The sequence below is a fragment of the Lyngbya sp. CCY1209 genome, assembly GCF_035615495.1.
Taxonomy (GTDB): domain Bacteria; phylum Cyanobacteriota; class Cyanobacteriia; order Cyanobacteriales; family Microcoleaceae; genus Limnospira.
The window spans coordinates 1-17,798 of record NZ_JAJENU010000667.1; the positions used below are offsets into that span (position 1 = coordinate 1).

The 17,798-nt window shown below is 54.9% G+C and carries 12 protein-coding genes; 9 read left to right on the plus strand and 3 right to left on the minus strand.

Going from position 1 to position 17,798, the window contains the following annotated elements:
• The first annotated feature begins 253 nt into the window (after positions 1-253).
• Together LKE08_RS27545 and LKE08_RS27550 are read left to right on the plus strand one after the other, a co-directional pair.
• Positions 254-2,329, plus strand: a complete 2,076-nt coding sequence (locus LKE08_RS27545; RefSeq protein ID WP_324707501.1) for a hypothetical protein — start codon at positions 254-256, stop codon at positions 2,327-2,329.
• Between the two features lie 317 nt (positions 2,330-2,646).
• Positions 2,647-3,588, plus strand: coding sequence for an Hpt domain-containing protein (locus tag LKE08_RS27550; RefSeq protein WP_324707502.1), 942 nt, complete (start codon positions 2,647-2,649; stop codon positions 3,586-3,588).
• On the opposite strand, the gene LKE08_RS27555 is transcribed toward LKE08_RS27550, so the two are convergent.
• Positions 3,585-4,253: a hypothetical protein gene (locus LKE08_RS27555; RefSeq protein ID WP_324707503.1), complete on the minus strand. Its 669-nt coding sequence runs from the start codon at positions 4,251-4,253 to the stop codon at positions 3,585-3,587. The two genes, LKE08_RS27550 and LKE08_RS27555, sit on opposite strands and share 4 nt — an antisense overlap.
• Before the next feature lie 130 nt (positions 4,254-4,383).
• Entirely contained in the window at positions 4,384-5,787 is a 1,404-nt protein-coding gene (mgtE, locus tag LKE08_RS27560) for a magnesium transporter (protein WP_324707504.1), read from the minus strand.
• Between the two features lie 480 nt (positions 5,788-6,267).
• Here mgtE and LKE08_RS27565 point away from each other — a divergent pair, with 480 nt between their 5' ends.
• Together LKE08_RS27565 and LKE08_RS27570 are read left to right on the plus strand one after the other, a co-directional pair.
• Positions 6,268-7,983, plus strand: coding sequence for an EAL domain-containing protein (locus tag LKE08_RS27565; RefSeq protein ID WP_324707505.1), 1,716 nt, complete (start codon positions 6,268-6,270; stop codon positions 7,981-7,983).
• Between the two features lie 4 nt (positions 7,984-7,987).
• Positions 7,988-10,123, plus strand: coding sequence for a PAS domain-containing protein (locus tag LKE08_RS27570; protein ID WP_324707506.1), 2,136 nt, complete (start codon positions 7,988-7,990; stop codon positions 10,121-10,123).
• Between the two features lie 22 nt (positions 10,124-10,145).
• Here LKE08_RS27570 and lysS read toward each other — a convergent pair whose 3' ends face one another.
• Positions 10,146-11,717 (minus strand): lysine--tRNA ligase, encoded by a 1,572-nt coding sequence (gene lysS, locus LKE08_RS27575; RefSeq protein WP_324707507.1) that lies wholly within the window; start codon positions 11,715-11,717, stop codon positions 10,146-10,148.
• Positions 11,718-11,812: 95 nt separating this feature from the next.
• On the opposite strand from lysS, the gene LKE08_RS27580 reads away from it, so the two are divergent.
• The 5 genes from LKE08_RS27580 to LKE08_RS27600 all read left to right on the plus strand — a co-directional run bounded on the left by LKE08_RS27580 (position 11,813) and on the right by LKE08_RS27600 (position 17,726).
• Complete coding sequence (locus LKE08_RS27580; protein WP_324707508.1) at positions 11,813-12,268, plus strand: SH3 domain-containing protein; 456 nt, start codon at positions 11,813-11,815, stop codon at positions 12,266-12,268.
• Positions 12,269-12,880: 612 nt separating this feature from the next.
• Positions 12,881-14,011, plus strand: coding sequence for a Rid family detoxifying hydrolase (locus LKE08_RS27585; protein ID WP_324707509.1), 1,131 nt, complete (start codon positions 12,881-12,883; stop codon positions 14,009-14,011).
• Position 14,012: 1 nt separating this feature from the next.
• Positions 14,013-15,446, plus strand: a complete 1,434-nt coding sequence (locus LKE08_RS27590; protein WP_324707510.1) for a Rid family detoxifying hydrolase — start codon at positions 14,013-14,015, stop codon at positions 15,444-15,446.
• Between the two features lie 436 nt (positions 15,447-15,882).
• Positions 15,883-17,211, plus strand: a complete 1,329-nt coding sequence (locus LKE08_RS27595) for a S8 family serine peptidase (RefSeq protein ID WP_324707511.1) — start codon at positions 15,883-15,885, stop codon at positions 17,209-17,211.
• A 62-nt stretch (positions 17,212-17,273) separates the two neighbouring features.
• Positions 17,274-17,726, plus strand: coding sequence for a DNA primase (locus LKE08_RS27600; protein WP_324707512.1), 453 nt, complete (start codon positions 17,274-17,276; stop codon positions 17,724-17,726).
• Positions 17,727-17,798 lie beyond the last annotated feature (72 nt).

The window sequence follows — 17,798 nt, forward strand, 5'->3', positions numbered from 1 at the left end:
CACCGATATTCTTGATTGAGGCAGGTGGGGATATCTTTCATTCCGGCAGGCGCCGATATTTTTCATTCCGGCAGGCGCCGATATTTTTCATTCCGGCAGGCGGGGACGCCTGCCCCCACCGATATTGTTGGTTCAGTGCTTGGGTTCCGACTGCCAACTGAAGGACTGTAAAAAAATGTAACAATCTCTTGTCTAGACAGAGAGGGGTTTGGTAGGGTTAAACTAAAAAGAATACTCTACAGATTTTTGAGTTATGGCTGACCCTCTTAATCGCCGTCAGTTTTGTCTTGGCTTGACCCTCGCCACCGCCGGTTTCCTGACGAAAGACTTATTATTGGCTCCACCTGCAAGGGCTGATTCCAATTACAGCAGCGGTTATGGAATCCCGCAAAATATAGAAAAGTATGTGGTCGTTGTTCCCCGCAGCATCGCCCGAAGGGGTGGGAAGCAAAGCGTCACTTTATATTCCGGTGAATCTTATGATTTGTCAATTCCTACCCGTAGCCGGGAAAACTCAATGATTTCTGTTGCCGGTATCGGACAAGATGGTAATGATGCTGAATTTGAACTTCACACGCTCTATGACTTGCAAACGAGAATTGGTCTTCAAATTTATGACGAAATAGAGAATGCTCAGTTGATATCAGAAGCCAGTCAAACCAAATGTAAAGATGTATATGAAAGCATTGAAGATTGTAAATTCATCGAAGAAGTGGAAGCACTCGAATTGCTGGATTATATCGTCTCCAGCTCTAGATTGGATGAAGAAATACGCGATCGCTATGAATTAGCCAGCAATAACACCCGTTTGGTTGGAATTAAAAAGGTCTTAGAAGAAGCATTGCAGCAATCCACGCTTTCGGGTTCAGAAAAAACACAGTTGAGGGGGACATTTGAACTGGTAAAAGCCGGTCAACCCATCCCCGATTTTAAAGTTTTAACCCAACTCGATTCAATTGTACTGAGTTCAAGCCTGACCGATTCAATCAAGCAAAGCTATGTTTTGGGTAGCGCAGTGTCCAGAGCGGCAACAGTCGATTACTTAATTGTCGAGCAAATTAATGGCGATTCTAGATTGACGAATCAACAAAAAGATCAATACTTATCGCTTTACCGAGAAGTCAGGGATGGGACGAGCAGTTCCGATGCCAGCACATTAAAGAAACAACTCGATCCGTACATTTTAAAAAATGACAACTTGCCACTCAATGCCAAAGTTGTCTATCAGGAAGCTCGCAAGAAAAATTTGGATGAAGAACAAAAACTAGAAGAAAATATCAATCAACTTGCACAGCAAAAAGACGAATTTCAGGAGTTACTCGAAACGGCGAAGGAGAACGGAGGTAGGGTTGTTCCCCAAACCACACGATTACTTGCACAATTGGGAGTTGAAGCGGGAACGGGTGTTTCGATTAGTACCTTATCCGGAGCGGCGGCAACGAATGCGACATTGGCATGGTTGGGGGGTGGCTCAGTCGCCTCTGGGGGATTCGGAATGTTGGGTGGCTTGGCTGTGGCAACGGGAGGAGCGGCTTTAATTGGTGCGGCGGGAATTATTTCGTTGGCTGTCGCCAGCCAGATGGATGCGGAAGATCAAAAAAACCTGGGTATTGCCATTGGTGGCGGAACAATTGTCGGAGCCACGGCCCTTTTAACCGCATGGACGGCGGCGAGTGCTTTGGGTGTCGCCGGTAGCCTCTCGGGTGCCGCTGCTATCAGCACGATGCTTGCAGCTTTGGGAGGGGTGAGCGTCGTCACGGGGGGAACGGCTTTAGTCGCATCAGGTGCAGCTTACTTGATTTGGTCTTTCTTAAAAAGCAATAAAAAACGAGAACAAGGGTTCTTGGAACAGTTGGAAACCAGAATCTACACTTTGACAGCAGAACCCTCCCCCGGTTCTTTTGCCGATTTTGTTGCCAAAAATATTCGTCCCTCATATTCTTATGAGGAAGGCTTCGCAGCACCCTATATTCCCCTCGACAAGTTGCATAATGCACTCAAGAAATGGCTGGTTCTTGATTGGAATGAAAAAGTTATTGCATTGATAGATACGAGTATTTGGGATGATGGAAAATCGGGAATTGCTTTGACAGACAAGAGAATCATTTGGAAAGTTCCATTTGAACAAAGTCTTTCTCTGTCTTATCAAAAGTTGGATGATACCTTCAATCAAACAGTCTTGACCGCGATGGATGTCAGCAACTCTCGAAATAAATTAGAGAATTTGATCGACTTATCTAATATTTTGGACGAATCCCAAAGGCAAGAGTTTATTCAAGTCTTAGAAAAACTCGGTCAAGAATATAACGATCGCCCCCTAATTTCCTGACCCCGCCCCCCTCTCCGTGTTCTCTGTGCCTCTGTGGTGAATCCTCTCAACCCCCTCTCCCAAAAAATGAGATAATCGACGATCGCGAATCTGATCCGAACATCATCGGGGACTCGATGGCCGATCGCCCCTCGGACCCGCGAACTCGGCGCGATCGCGCGATCGCAGAACAAATCACCCACAGTTAGGTTAAAGTTGTGAGTGATGAGTCGCGTTGTCTCGCAGCGGATTGGGACTCCAGGGTGAGTCATCGACCGGCGGGGCGGCAGCACGGCTCAGACCACGCTCGGCGTTGAATTGTCGATAGGAGGACAGCCGTGCCGACCAGCCAGGACCAGAAAATTATCGCCATCTTCATGGAGGAGGCCGGAGAACGCCTCGAAGAACTCCGCACGGGGTTGGAAGATCTGCCCGCCATCATGGCAGATTCTGATCGCGAACAGATGATCGCCATGTATCGAGCCGCCCACTCCATCAAGGGGGCATCGGCGATGTTGACCCAACAGATGCCGAGTTTAGCCAGCATCAACAAAGTCTCGAAGCGCCTCGAAGACTGTTTCAAATCCGTCAAAGATACCCCCATCAAGGCCGACGACCGGGCGATCTTTTTGTCCAACAAGGGCTACGAAGTGATCAAAAACCTGGTTCACCGCGCCCAAAGTCCGGCCGGACTGTCCGTGGAAACGGGGGAAAAAATCGTGGCGGCGTCCCTTCCCCTCTACGATCAACTCGAAAAGCACCTCGCCGACTTGATGAGCGGCAAAGCCGCCCCCGCCGCCAAACCCGCAGCAGCAGGGGGCAAACCCGTTCCCAAAGCCGTCGCCCAGGTGACGAAGGTGCTCAAACCGATGTTGCAGGCGTTCAAAAAGCCCCCATCTCCGGCCCTGCGGAAGCAAATCGCCGGATTGTGTCCCCACCTGGCCAAAGTCGCCCCGGGGGTGGAACCGTGGCAAAATTTGGTGAAAACGGCCCACGGCGCGATCGCGAACCCGAAGGCCCCGTTCCCGATCCTGGCCAGTAGCGTCATCAAGGATTTGCAGCAGGGGGCGAAACTCCTCGAAGCCGGGAAAGGAAATGCGATCGCCCCCAGCGATGCCCTCGTGAAATTAGCCTCCGGTGCCCCCGCCGCCCCCGCCGCCGCCCAGGAAATCACCATCCCCGCCGATCCCAAGGAGGTGGTGAAAGTCCTGCTGAAAACCTTCAACAAACAACAATTGCAGGCGATCGCGCAATTGTTGATCAAGCATATCAAATCCTAACCCCCCTCCGAGTTGGGGTTGTCGAGGCGATCGCTGACGGCCACATCCACCCGGCGGGGTAAATCATCCATCTCCGCCGAGACGCGATCGACCACCTGTTTCACCTGGGCCTGCAATTCGTTCAACTGCTGCTGTTGCAGGGTCCCCCACTGGGGCAGTTGGTTGATGAACTGCTGCAAATCGACGATCACATGGGTCAAATTTTCCACCTGTTCCAACTCGGGCCGCTGCTGAAACTTGTTCACCACCAATTCCAACTCGCCCTGAATGGCGTCGATCGCCTGTTCTAGGGCGTTTTGGCGTTCCAGGATCGTTTGCAGGTTGGTATTTAATACCCCCAAATTTTCGGTCAGCCCCGCCGCATCCACGTTGGCGGCAGATTGCAACTGATTCAAATTCGCCGAAACGGTGTTAGCCTCCAGAACCCGGTGCAACTGTTCGATCGCCGCGGAATTGCGATCGACCTCGGCTTTCACACCTGCGGAGTGCGATCGCAAATCCCGTTTCAACAAATAGCGGTTCGCCCAATTCAACGCCAGCAAAATCAACAGCGGAACCGCCGCATAAAGGGTAGAAAAGCCCCCCACGCTCGCCACGACACCCGCCACCAAGAGGGCAAAACAGAGAGATTCAGCTCGTTCGATTACATTGCGATAATTGAGCATAATTGAAAATTTTAGATTTTAGATTTTAGATTTTAGATTCTCCCTGAGTTGAGGAGTGAGAAATATCTGACTTCTCACTTCTCTTTTCTCGCTTCTCTTTTCTCCCTACACCCTACACCCCACACCCGACCTAAATTCGCAAAATAAATCGGGCTAAATTGAAATAGATCAGCACCCCCAAAACGTCCACCGCCGTGGTGATGAACGGCGCCGACATCAGGGCCGGATCTAATTTGAGCGATCGGAACAAAAACGGCAGGGCCGAACCCGCCACCGATGCCAAAATAGAAATCGCCAACAGAGAGATCCCGACGGCGATCGCCACCGACAGTTGACCCTGCACCACGAATAAATTCGCCCAAATCGTTGCCAGAACGCCCAAAATCGACCCCAGCAGCGCCCCCGCCATCGCCTCCCGCGAGATCACCTGCCAGGGGCCCAACGTGCGAATTTCGTCCGTATTCATCCCGCGAATTACCACCGTCGAGGACTGGGCGCCGACGTTCCCCCCCGTCCCCGTCAGCAGGGGGATGAAGAAGGACAGGGCGACGACCTGTTGCAACAGATCCTGTTGGGTTTTCAAAATCGACCCCGTGACGCTGTTGGTCAGCAGCAACACCAGCAGCCACACCACCCGGCGGCGGGCCACGGTGAGCAAACTCGCCTGGAAATAATTGTCCCCCTCGGCTTGAACCCCCCCCAAAGCGTAGATATCTTCCGTGGTTTCCTGCTGTAAAATATCCAACACGTCATCGACGGTGATGATCCCCACCAGCCGATGTTCGCTGTCCACCACCGGGACGGCTAGAAAGTCGTAGCGCTGGATGATGCGGGCGACTTCCTCTTGGTCGGTGTCGGTTTGGACGCAGACGAAATCTCGGTTGAGAATGTCACCGACGGTCTGATCGAGCTGGGCTGTCACTAAATCTCGCAAAGAGAGAATACCCGTCAGCTTGCGATCGGAGTCCGTCACATAGAGAGAATAAATGGTTTCGGTGACGTTAGCCAAACTGCGAATCCGCTCCAAGCTCTGACCGACGGTGTAGTATTCCTTCAGGGAGATATACTCCGGCGTCATGATCCGGCCGGCGGTGTCCGCTTCGTAGCCGAGGAGGAGGGCGGTGGCTTGGCGTTCGCTGGGACTGAGTTGGGACACCAACCGCCGGACGACGGTGGCGGGGAGTTCGTCGAAGAGTTTGGCGCGATCGTCCGGGGACATTTTATCGACGATATCGATGACTTCCTGGCGCTTGAATTTTTCGCACAGGGACTGCTGAACGCTGGAGTCGAGGTGTTCGTACACTTCGATCGCCTCATCTTTGGACAGCAGGCGGAAGGCGATCACCTGCATGGTTTCCGGCAGTCCTTCGATCGCTTCGGCGATGTCGGCGGGCTGGACGGGGACGAGGATAGCCTTGGCCGCCTGCAAGTCTCCGCGTTCGAGCAGTACCTGGAGTTGCGATCGGACCAATTCCCTCAGTTCTTTGCGCGACAGGGTAGCCAGGGAAGCGGATGCTTGGTTGTTCTCAGTCAAAGACGACCCTCCAAAACTGGTACTGCATCCTAGTCTAGAGGTAATGGGGCGTTAAGAGGAGGGAAAAACCGCAGGTGAAGCGATCGGAGCTTACCACGGGAACCCGCAAGCCACATCAATCGCGGGACGGATGCCCAGGGCGATCGCCAGTCACTATAATTTGTCAGAAGAATACCACATCAGCCGACACGATCGGAAATATCTTAATTTTTTTTTAATATAGTTTATAATGCGTTTCACAGGGTCTCAGCAAGTGCCACGCCTTCGCCGGCTGTGCTTCAACTCAATTGAGACACGTTACAGGGTTGTTTTCATGATGAGTCGAAATTACCTTGGTGCCTTATGACACTCCAAATAGCCATGAATGATTGGAATGGACGTGCGAGGGAGTTGACAGCTTCGCTCGGTATGGACAACAGAAATTTAGCCCCCACCCACTCACTCCCAGAAGAGAATTCCATAAGTGGGTTAAATCAACCGATGGTGGAACAGTTGAAATTACTCGCCGCCGCCGTGTGTTTTGCCGAAGACTCGGTAGTGATCACCAGCAGCAACCTGGAATTTCCGGGGCCAGAAATCGTCTTCGTCAATCGGGCGTTCACCCGGATGACGGGATACCGGAGCGAAGACGCCCTCGGCCAAACCCCCCGGATTTTACAGGGGGAAAAAACCGATCGCGCCGCGTTGGAGCGGATGAAAGCGGATCTCAAGGCTGGCCGGGTATTTTACGGCGAGGCCATCAATTACCGCAAAGACGGGACAGAATTCGTCAACGAATGGCACATCGAACCCATCTACAACGATCGCAAACAGATCACCCACTACGTCGCCATCCAGCGAGATATCACCGGGCGCAAACAAGAAGAAGCCCGCCTGATTTACGAGGCCCGACACGACAGCCTCACCGGCCTCTACAACCGCGCCCACTTCATGACCCAATTGCAGAATGCGGTGGAGCGGGCCAAACACTCTCAAGACTATTTATTTGCCGTCCTATTCATCGACCTCGACCACTTCAAACTGATCAACGACAGCTTCGGACACCAAGCCGGCGACCAACTGTTGACGGCGGTGGGCCAGCGCCTGCAAAATAGCATCCGACCGCAGGATCTGGCTGCCCGCTGGGGGGGCGACGAATTCGCCGTCCTCCTCGACAACATCGAAGATTTATCCCAGGTTTCCCAACTCACCGAGGAGATCCGAAAGCAAGTCCAACAACCAATTTTGCTCGGCCACCCCAACCCAGAAGTCCTCACCACCCTGAGCATCGGCATCGCCCTCAGCAGCATGGGCTACGAGAGCCACGAAGACCTGTTGCGGGATGCCGACACCGCCATGTACCGCGCCAAAAGTCAGGGACAGGGGCGTCACGCCATTTTCACCCGCACCATGCACGAACAGGTGCGGCGGCGGTTGCAGATCGAGACGGATTTGCGCTACGCCCTCAAACGGGAAGAATTGCGCCTGCACTACCAGCCCATCGTCTGCCTGCAAACCCGCCGCATCGTCGGTGCCGAAGCCCTGGTGCGGTGGCAGCACCCGACCCGAGGTTTCATCTCCCCCAGCCAATTCATCCCCGTCGCCGAGGAAACGGGGTTGATTTCCGCCCTCGGGGAGTGGGTGCTCCGGCAGGCCTGTCTGGAGGTCCGGCAGTGGCGGGCGCTGGCCCCCGCCTCCGCCCCCTTCGTGAGCGTCAATCTCGCCACCCAACAGCTCAACCATCCCCAGATCGTCGAAACCGTGCGGGGGCTGTTGGAAACCACGGGCTGTCCCCCGGAAGCGGTCAAATTTGAACTCACCGAAAGCGCGATCGCCTCGGACGCCGAAATCGCCGTCACCACCCTCAAGCAAATCAAAGACCTGGGCATCCAACTCTGCATCGACGACTTCGGCACCGGACATTCCTCCCTCAGCCGCCTGTCCCGCTTTCCCATCGACACCCTCAAAATCGACCGCTCTTTCATTCAAGGCATCGGTGCATCTGACAATCGGTCCAAAATCGCCCAGGCGATCGTCAACCTCGCCCAAACCCTGGAGATGACAACGATCGCCGAAGGCATCGAAACCCCCGAACAACTGTCCCAACTGCGGCGGTGGGGGTGCGACCGGGCCCAAGGATTTTGGTTAGCCAAACCCGTCCCGGCCGAAACGTTCAAACAATTTCTCATCAAAAATTCGACCCTTCCGACGCAATGACAATATGAGCGCAGAAAGACTTCCGACCAACCATATCAACAATTTGGGTTTAGCCGACCAGCAGGCGATCGCCGAATTGCACCAAGTCAAAACCCAACTCCGCCAGACGCAGCAACGAGTGGCCGAGTTGAAATTTCTCCTCGACCGCACCACCCCCGCCACCCTGATCGACGAGGGGGGCACCGTCCTGGAGGCCAACGCCCCCTTCCTGCGGATGTGGGGGACTTCCGAGGAACAGGTTCTCGACCGCCCCCACCCCCTGTTCGACTCCCCCTACTACTCCCCCGACTTTTGGGAGGAGTTGTGGTCCGTCGTCCGGGGGGGCGGCGTTTGGTGCGGAGAAATTCAGCACCACACCCCCCAAGGGCAGCACCTTTGGCTCGACATCACCGTCGTCCCGTCCGATTCCCCGCCCGGATCGCTCTCCCGCCGCTACTGGGTCGTCGCCGATGAACGGCGGTCGCGGCAGTGGACGGAACAAAAATTGACGCAACTGTCTTGGGTGGCCAGCCAGACGGACAACGCCGTGATCATCTGCGACTGCGACGGCCGCATCGAGTGGGTGAACCGGGGATTCGTGCGAATTACCGGATATTATTTGAACGAGGTGAAGGGCTGCAAACCCGGTTCATTTTTGCAGGGGACCCAAACCGATCCCCGGACGGTGGAGGAACTGCGAAAAACCCTGCGATCCCGCCAGCCTTACCGGGGCGAAATTCTCAACTATCGCCGCGACGGGGAACCCTACTGGCTGGCGATCGCCATCACCCCCATTTTCGACCGCTCGGGCAATTTGACCCAGTTTATCGCCGTCGAAAGTGACATCACCGAACGCAAGCAGATGGAAGCGGCGCTCCGCCACAGCGAGGCGAAAAATCGCAGCCTCATCGAAGCCATCCCCGACCTGATTTTCCGCCTCGATTCCGAGGGTAAGATCCTCGACTATTTTCCCCCCAAACAGTCCTCCGATTTTCCGGCCTCTGCGGAGATGGTCGGGCGGGCGATCGATGCGGTTTTTTGCGAAGATTTGGCGGCCTGGACCCGCCATTATCTGACCCACGTTCTGAAAACGGGGACCCCCCAGCAGGGGGAATATGTCCTGTCCGTCGAGGGCCGATATCGCCATTACGAAGCCCGCTACGTCCCCGACGGCGAGGGCGAAGTATTGGCGATCGTCCGGGACATCAGCGAGCGGAAATCGATGGAAGTGGCCCTGCGGATGGAACAGATTCGGCAGCGACAGCGGGCGGTGGATTTGGAAAATGCCCTGCAACAACTCAAACGCACTCAAACCCAACTGATTCAAGCTGAGAAAATGTCGGGTTTGGGACAGATGGTCGCCGGGGTCGCCCACGAGATCAACAACCCCCTTTCTTTTATTTATGGAAATTTGATGCACTTCCAGACTTCGATGGAAGATTTGATGCATCTGATCCAGCTTTACACGAAAACCTATCCCGATCCGAGTCGAGAAATTGCGGATTTCGCGGCGGAAATTGACCTCGATTTTATGTTCGAGGACGTGCCGAAAGCCCTGGAGTCAATGCAGTTGGGAACCGCCCGCATCCGCGAGATCGTCGCCTCGTTGCGGAACTTTTCTCGCCTCGACGAAGCCAACTGCAAGGCGGTGGACCTGCACGAGGGGATCGAAAGCACCTTGTTGATTCTCCAGGGCAAATTGCAGATGCAGTCCGGAGCGGAAATCGAAATCATCCGGGATTACGGAGAATTGCCGCTGGTTGAGTGTTATCCCAGCCAACTCAACCAGGTGTTTATGAACCTTCTCGCCAACGCGATCGATGCCCTCGACGGGCGAGAGCACCCCCGCCGGATTACGATTCACACCGCAGTTAAAAAGGCGACGAAGGGAGAACCAGACTGCATTTCGATCGCGATCGCCGACAACGGGCCGGGAATCCCGGAATCGATCCGGAACCAGATTTTCGACCCCTTTTTCACCACCAAACCGGTGGGGCAGGGGACGGGTTTGGGACTCTCCATCACCCATCAAATTGTGGTCGAAAAACACGGGGGAACCTTGGAATGTATTTCCGAACCGGACAAGGGGACAACTTTCGTCATTTCCCTGCCCCGGGAGTTGGAATGTCCCCTATCGAACCCGGGGGCGATCGCCGATTAAATCGGAGGGGGATTTAAACCGCCTAACTCTCCAGCATGGACGATCGCATCGTCGGGAACAAAATCGCGTCCCGGATGCTCTGGGTGTCCGTCAAAAACATCACCAGGCGATCGACGCCGATCCCCATGCCACCGCAGTTCGGCATCCCCAAAGAGAGCGCCTGAATGAAATCCTCATCCATCGGGTGTGCCTCGTCATCCCCGGCCGTTTTTTGCGCCAACTGTTCCTCAAACCGCTTGCGCTGATCCACCGGATCATTCAACTCCGAAAACCCGTTAGAATATTCCGTGCCGTGGATGAACAATTCAAACCGTTCTACAAATCCCGGCTTGGAACGGTGGCGCTTCGCCAGGGGACTGACTTCCACCGGGAAATCGATCACGAACGTCGGCTCCATCAGCGTCGATTCCACCTTTTGATCGAAAACCGCGTACAGCAAATACCCCAAACTTTGGGTATTCAAATCCGTCAGCCGCACCCCAATTTCCTCCGCCTTTTCCTTCGCTTCCGTGAGGTTCAACGTATCAAAATCCAACCCCGTTTCGTCCCGGACAGCCTCCACCATCGTTTTGATCCGCCAGTGCTTTCCGGTGAGGCTGGGGTGGGTGTCGCTGTAGTCGTATTTGCGATCGAGACTGATGGTATCTCCCTGGTATTCAATTTCAGTTTTATCCCCCAAAACGTCCGCCGCCACCGCACAGATCAGGTCTTCCACCAACACCATGATCTCGAAATAATCCGCGTAGGCTTGGTACACTTCGATGGAGGTAAATTCGGGGTTGTGGGTGCTGTCGATCCCCTCATTTCGGAACACCCGGCCGATTTCAAAGACCCGCTCCATGCCACCGCAGACGGCCCGTTTTAAAAACAATTCCGTCGCGATGCGGAGGTATAAATCGATGTCGAGGGTGTTGTGGTGGGTGATGAACGGCCGCGCCGCCGCACCGCCGTAAATCACTTGTAAAACGGGGGTTTCGATCTCGTCAAATCCGGCATTCCAGAGGTAAGTGCGGATGCTGCGGAGGATGCGGCTGCGGAGTTTGAACCGCTGCAAGGAAGCCGCGTTGCTCACCAGGTCGATTTCCCGGTGGCGGCGGCAGAGTTCGGGGTCGTTGATGCCGTAGTAGGAATCTGGAAACGGTATCGTCGCTTTGGAGAGGACGTCGAGGCGGGAGACTTGGACGGAGAGTTCCCCCCGGTTGGTGCGGCAGCCGATCCCCTCCACGCCGACGAAATCGCCGATGTCGAGGAGTTTTTTGATCTGGTTGAAACTCAGTCCCGGGTCGCCTTTGACGAGCTTTTTCTCGATTTTCAGTTGGATGGTTCCGGAGGCGTCCGTTAGGCCGATAAAGCCGATGCTGCCGCTGTCTCGCTTGAAGGTGATGCGGCCGCAGACGCGCAGGGGGAGTTCTTCGGGGTCGGTTTCTCCGTTGGCGAGTTCGCGTCCGGGTTCGGAGAAGCGGTCGTGGATCTGCTGGGCCCGGTGCGATCGCTTGAAAGCCTCGCTGGGGTAGGGTTCGATGCCGAGCGATCGCAGGTCGTCCACTTTTTTGGCGCGAACTTCTAATTCGTTGCGCGTTTCATTCTGAGCCATTTCCAAATTCCGTATGCATTCAAGTCCTCAGACTTCATATCATAGCGGTGAGTTGGAACGAGTGGTTTTTTTCAGTCAAGCGGGAGCGGAGAAAAGTGAAAAGGCGGGAAGCGATGAAGGTGAAGCGGATAGTTCTGGGTGTGATTTTGGTGGGTTTGGGGGCGATCGCACTGTATTTTGCGCGACGGCCACCAGTCGAGACGGAACGGACGGTTCGGGAACGTGCTCTCGTCGAGTCGGGGGTGGGAAATCCGGGTTCGGAGAAAGGCCCGCCGCCGGATTTGAATAAAAATTTCGATTCGGACGAGTTGCGCGGCGCCGATTTTTATCCGAGGGCGAATGCAAAAGTTACCGCAAATCGCGTTAATGTTCGCAGGCGTCCAACGTTGAACACGGGTTCGATCGCCAAGTTGACTCGGGGTACAAAGGTGGACGTGATCGATCGCATCGACAACGAAGACGACGGGTATATCTGGTACAAAGTTATCGTCCCCGAGAGCGATCGTCAGGGGTGGATTCGCGGCGATTTATTGAGGGCGATCGAAGATTGATTTTGAGGAGAATCGCGAAGCCGAATCCCATCTTGTAGGGGCGCAAGGTTTGCGCCCTCTCGATGGTGAGTGAACGCCCCGCCCGACATCCGAGAAGGGGGCGATCGCCGCGCGACCATTTGATTTTTTCCGACATCCGAGAAGGGGGCGATCGCCGCGCGACCATTTGATTTTTTCCGACATCCGAGAAGGGGGCGATCGCCGTGGGACCATTTGATTTTTTCCGACATCCGAGAAGAGGGCGAATGCCATTCGCCCCTACAATGTGATTTTTTCCGACAGACGCGATCGCCCAATCCTTCTCGCCCTCACCCCCAACCCCTCTCCCAACTTTGGGGAGAGGGGAGCCTATTTACAGTGTGATTGTCACGATTTTTAACATTGCCGCGATCGCCCCAGGTGTACACTGAGATTACCGCGTAGAACAGGCATCCTGCCTGTCTCCCCATTCCGGCTGTCTGAATTGCGATCGAGAAGTCGGTGTGTATCTGCGTGGCTGTTTCCCAACTGCCCCAAAATGTCCGCATTCAGATCGAGTGCGTGGCGGCGGTTTGAAACATCTCGCTATTCTCATTTTGACCCATTTATCACTATCAACAGGAGTCACAAAAGATGGAACCTCAAGAATTAATCGACAGATATAAAGAAGGAGAGCGCGACTTTGCAGGAGTCGATTTGTCCGGTATAACGATTAAGGGACATGATTTAAGCGATATTAACTTAGAAGGTTCTGATTTGAGAAACTGTAAATTTACAAGCATGACCTTCAACAATGCGAATCTAAAGAATTGTAACTTTTGTGAATCACAATTTGAAGTTGTCAGTTTTATTAATGCAGATTTAAAAGAAGCTAAATTAACAAAATCATGGTTCAAGGCAGTTAATTTTCAAGGAGCAGAATTAACAAATGCAAAATTTAGAGAATCACATAGATTGATAGACTGTAATTTTGAAAATGCAAAAATGAATAAAGTTGACTTTTATAAAGTCGGCATTTCACATCAAAACTTTTCCTCGCTAGATCTGCAAGAATGTAATTTTAGTCAAGTCAGTGCTAACTATATAAATTTCAATTCTTCTAATTTAACAAGATGTAACTTCAAAATGGCAAATCTTGAAAGCAGTAATTTTCAAGATGCTTGTCTAAAGGAAGCCAACTTCAAGCAAGCCAACCTCAAAAACGCAAATATTATGAGGTCTAAACTTAAAAGTGTGAGCTTTGTTGGCGCAAACTTGACCGATGCTAATCTTTATGCGTCGAATTATGAAGAAGCTAAAATTATTGGTGCTATTATGCCGGATGGTGAAGTGTATGACCCCGAAGGATATTTTGTTTTTGAATCCACACCAAAATCGACTCAGGTGGAATTCATCGACACGGAAAACGCCCCCAAATCTCCCAACAGTCCTCACCAAGCGGTTATCGTCAACGGTTCGCTTTATGTGGCGGGACAAATCGCGATCGCACCGACAGTAAACGCCATTTTATGCGAAGATGAAATAACCGAACAAACCCGGCAGGTGATGGACAATCTCACGGCTATTTTGACCGCCGCCGGTGCGGGTTGGACGGACGTGGTGAAAACGACGATTTTTATGATAGACTTGAATGAGTGCGATCGCATGAATTCCGTCTACTCCCAATATTTTCCCGAGGGAAATCTCCCCATCTGTACTTGCGTCGCCGTCTCCCAACTGCCCCAAAATGTCCGCATCCAGATCGAGTGCGTGGCGACCGTGTAAAATGTCAGCAATCCGCGACAACGCGGAGAGATGGGCGAAGGAGTCGCAGACGATGGACGAGCGGGAACTACTGAACCGATACTCAAAGGGAGAACGCAACTTCGAGGGGGCCGAACTGAGCGGGGCCAACCTGCGGGGAGAAGACCTAACGGAAATCAACCTCGAAGGCGCCGATCTCACCGAAGCCAACCTGAGCGAAGCCAAATTGACCCGGGCCAACCTGACGCGATCGCGCCTCAGTGCGGCGGACGTGCGCTGCGACCTGCGGCAGGCCATTTTGACCGAAGCCAACCTCAACAACGCCGACCTCGGCCGGGCCCGACTCCACGGCGCCGACCTGTCCGGGGCCAGCCTCACCGGCGCCCACCTCACCGGGGCCCACCTCAGCGACGCCAACCTGCGCTCGGCCCGACTGCAAAACGCCGACCTCGACGCGGCCAACCTCATCGGCGCCGACCTCAGCCGAGCCGACCTGAGCGCCGCCACCCTCACCTGGTACGATCAGGTGGTCGCCAACCTCAGCCGTGCCCGCCTGGAGGAGGCCGACCTGAGCGAAACGAACCTGTGCGGGGCGAACCTGATGGAAGCCGACCTGACCCGGGCGAAGCTATCCAAAGCCAACCTGCTGGATGCGAACCTGTGTCGGGCGAAATTGGTGGGGGCCGACCTCAGCCAAGCCAACCTGTGCAACGCCAAACTCCTCGGCGCCGACTTCGAGGGGATCAAACTCCAGCAGGGGAACCTGAAGGGCGTCAACCTCGCCACCCTCAACCTCGCCGGGGCCAACCTGAACCGCGCCAACCTGGAGGACGCCATCCTCCGAGACGCCTGCCTGAAGGGGGCGAACCTCCGCATCGCCCACCTCTACCGGACGAACCTGATGGGGGCCGACCTCGCCGGGGCCAACCTGATCGGGGCCGACCTGACGGAGGCCAACCTCTACAAAGCCAACATCGAGGACGCCATCACCATCGGCGCCGTGTTGCCGGACGGGGAGATCGACGAAATCGAAAACTATCCCATTCTATCAGGCAAAGTAAAACCCATGACACGCCAAATCATCCGCACCGATCGCGCCCCCGCCCCCGTCGGACCCTACAATCAGGCCGTCATCGTCAACGGCACGATGTTCGTTTCCGGCCAGATCGCGATCGACCCCCAAACCAACCAACTCGTCGGCACCGGCGACATCTGCAAACAGACCGAACAGGTGATGGCCAACCTGGAAGCCATCCTCGACGAAGCCAAAACCAGTTGGTCCGAGGTGGTCAAAACCACCATTTTCCTGAAAGACATGAACGATTTCGCCACCGTCAACGAGATCTACGCCAAATTCTTCGACCCCGACAACGCCCCGGCCCGAGCCTGCGTCGAAGTCGCCCGCCTTCCCAAAGATGTCCTGGTGGAAATCGACTGCATCGCCACCGTCGGTTAGGGAATGGGGAATCGGGAATCGGGAATCGGGAATCGGGAGTCGGGAATTTTAGATTTTAGATTTTAGATTCTTTCAATCTTGGCTTTCCTGCCTCCTGGAGCCTCCTCTGCCCCCCTCCGCTTCCTCTGCCTCTTTCCTGTGGGGGCAACCTTATAGGGTTGCCTCAATTCCGATGTCCGAAACTCCAATAATTTGCCCGGAAGCGATCGCACCCCCGGCGAAAAGGAGGACTGTCAACCCGGAGAAACTATCGTCCATCTGCGGGGAAGGAACAGTGGAGCGTTAATTGTCAATTATCCATTTTCCATCCGATGAGGACTCTCAACCCGGAGAGGATACAACCCTTTGCCCCGAGCGTCCGAGAGTCAGTAAACTGAGCCGGAACCTCCCATCAGTCCCCGAGAAGACGGAGCAAATCAGAGGAAAGTCAAAGTATATGATCGGCAACAACCAAATTTCCCCCGCCTTTATCCCCTTTTTCGCCGGAACCGACCCGGACAGCAAACAGGATGCGATCGTCATTTACCAAGGACAGGCCCCCGCGGCGAATTGGCCCCGGGGCGGCCAGCAACGTTTGGAAGCCTTGAATCAAGCCGCCAAAAGTCACCAGGCGGCGGTCGGCCAACTGGCGGCCAGCTACCAAAGTGCCACGGGTCAATCTTTCAACGTCTCCGCGATCGGGTCCGGCGCCCTGCCCGTGGCCAACGTGGAAGTCACCCGCGACAGCCTGCCGGCGTTGGCGGAACAGGAAGGGGTGGTGGCGGTTCTCCCCAACCAAAAGATCAAATTGATCGAACCCCGGGCGATCGATTACGCGGAATTGCAGGCTCGGGAACAAAAGAACAAACTGACCTGGGGCTTGGAAGTGTTGGAAATTCCCAAACTGTGGGAACACACCAAAGGCAAGGGAGCGACCGTAGCCGTCTTAGATACGGGAGTCCACGGCGACCACCCGGCACTCAAAGGACGGGTGAAGGGATTTATGGTCATTGACCCGTTGGGGCGGCGGATCACGGCTTCCCCGACCTTTGACGGCGGACAGCACGGCACCCACGTCTGCGGCACGATTGCGGGGGGCAAAACCGAAAGCGGCGTTTCCATCGGCGTGGCGCCGGAGGCAGACCTGTTGGCGGGGGGGGTGTTGATCGGCGACGCCACCCTGCGGACTCTGGTCGAGGGGATGTCCTGGGCGATCGAGAACCAGGCCGACATCATCAATATGTCCCTGGGGTTGAGCTACTACGAACCCCTGTTCGCCCAAATTTTCGATATCCTGATCAACCAGTATGACGTCCTGCCCGTGGTGGCGATCGGCAACGAAAACCACGGCAACACCAGCTCCCCCGGAAATGCCTACAACGCCTTTTCCGTCGGGGCGATGGAAAAACTTTCCGAATCCGACCTGGGCATCACCTTCTTCAGCAGTGGCGCGAGTCTGGTGTTTCCCGGAGATGCCCCCAACCGCCTGGTGACGAAGCCGGACGTGGTGGCGCCGGGTGCCCAGGTGTTTTCCGCCATCCCCCCCACCAAGCAGCCCAACGGGACTTTCGAGTACACTTATATGGACGGGACTTCGATGGCGACCCCCCACGTCGCCGGTGTGGTGGCGCTGCTGCTGTCAGCCAAACCCGATGTCCCGGTGACGAAGATCGTGGAAGCCCTGCGCGAAACCGCCCACCATCCCGGCGGGGAACAGATGCGCCCTGACAACCGCTGGGGGTGGGGGTCGATCCGGCCGCTGGAGGCGTTGAAAGCCCTGAAATAATCGGGAGTCGGAAGTCGGGAGTCGGTATTAGGGGAAGAGAGGAGAATGGGGGGGAATAAAGAATGAGAAAAATTGGTTTTCTTTTGTTGCTGGCCCTTCAGCCTTTTGCCTTCCCCGCACCCGACCCGCCCCACCCCACCCAACTCGTTCGCAATGAGGACTCTCCATTGAAGATCAGCCCCGAATTTGCCGCCCGTCTGGCGAATCTCAATTCCCGGGATCGAATCCGCGTGCTCGTTTTTCTGCGGGTTCCGAAGGGCGATCGCGATCGCCAAGAACGCCTCACGCCGGAGGAGCGAAAGGATCGCATCGAAGCGGTAAAGGCGGCGGCGGAAGCGTCCCTCGATCGCATCCGTCCGATTGTGGAACGCCACGGCGGCCAGATTCTCGACGAGAACCCCAGCCTGCTGGGGACGATTCCGGTGGAAATAACCGTCGCCGGGGTTTACGAGATCTGCAAATCCGACGCGGTGGAGGCGATCGTCGAAGACCAGGGAATCGGGGGGTTCAATTAATCATTAATCATTAACAATTAACAATTAACAATTCATCATTTTCAATTGTTTCAGTTTCTAATTCCGGGGCAT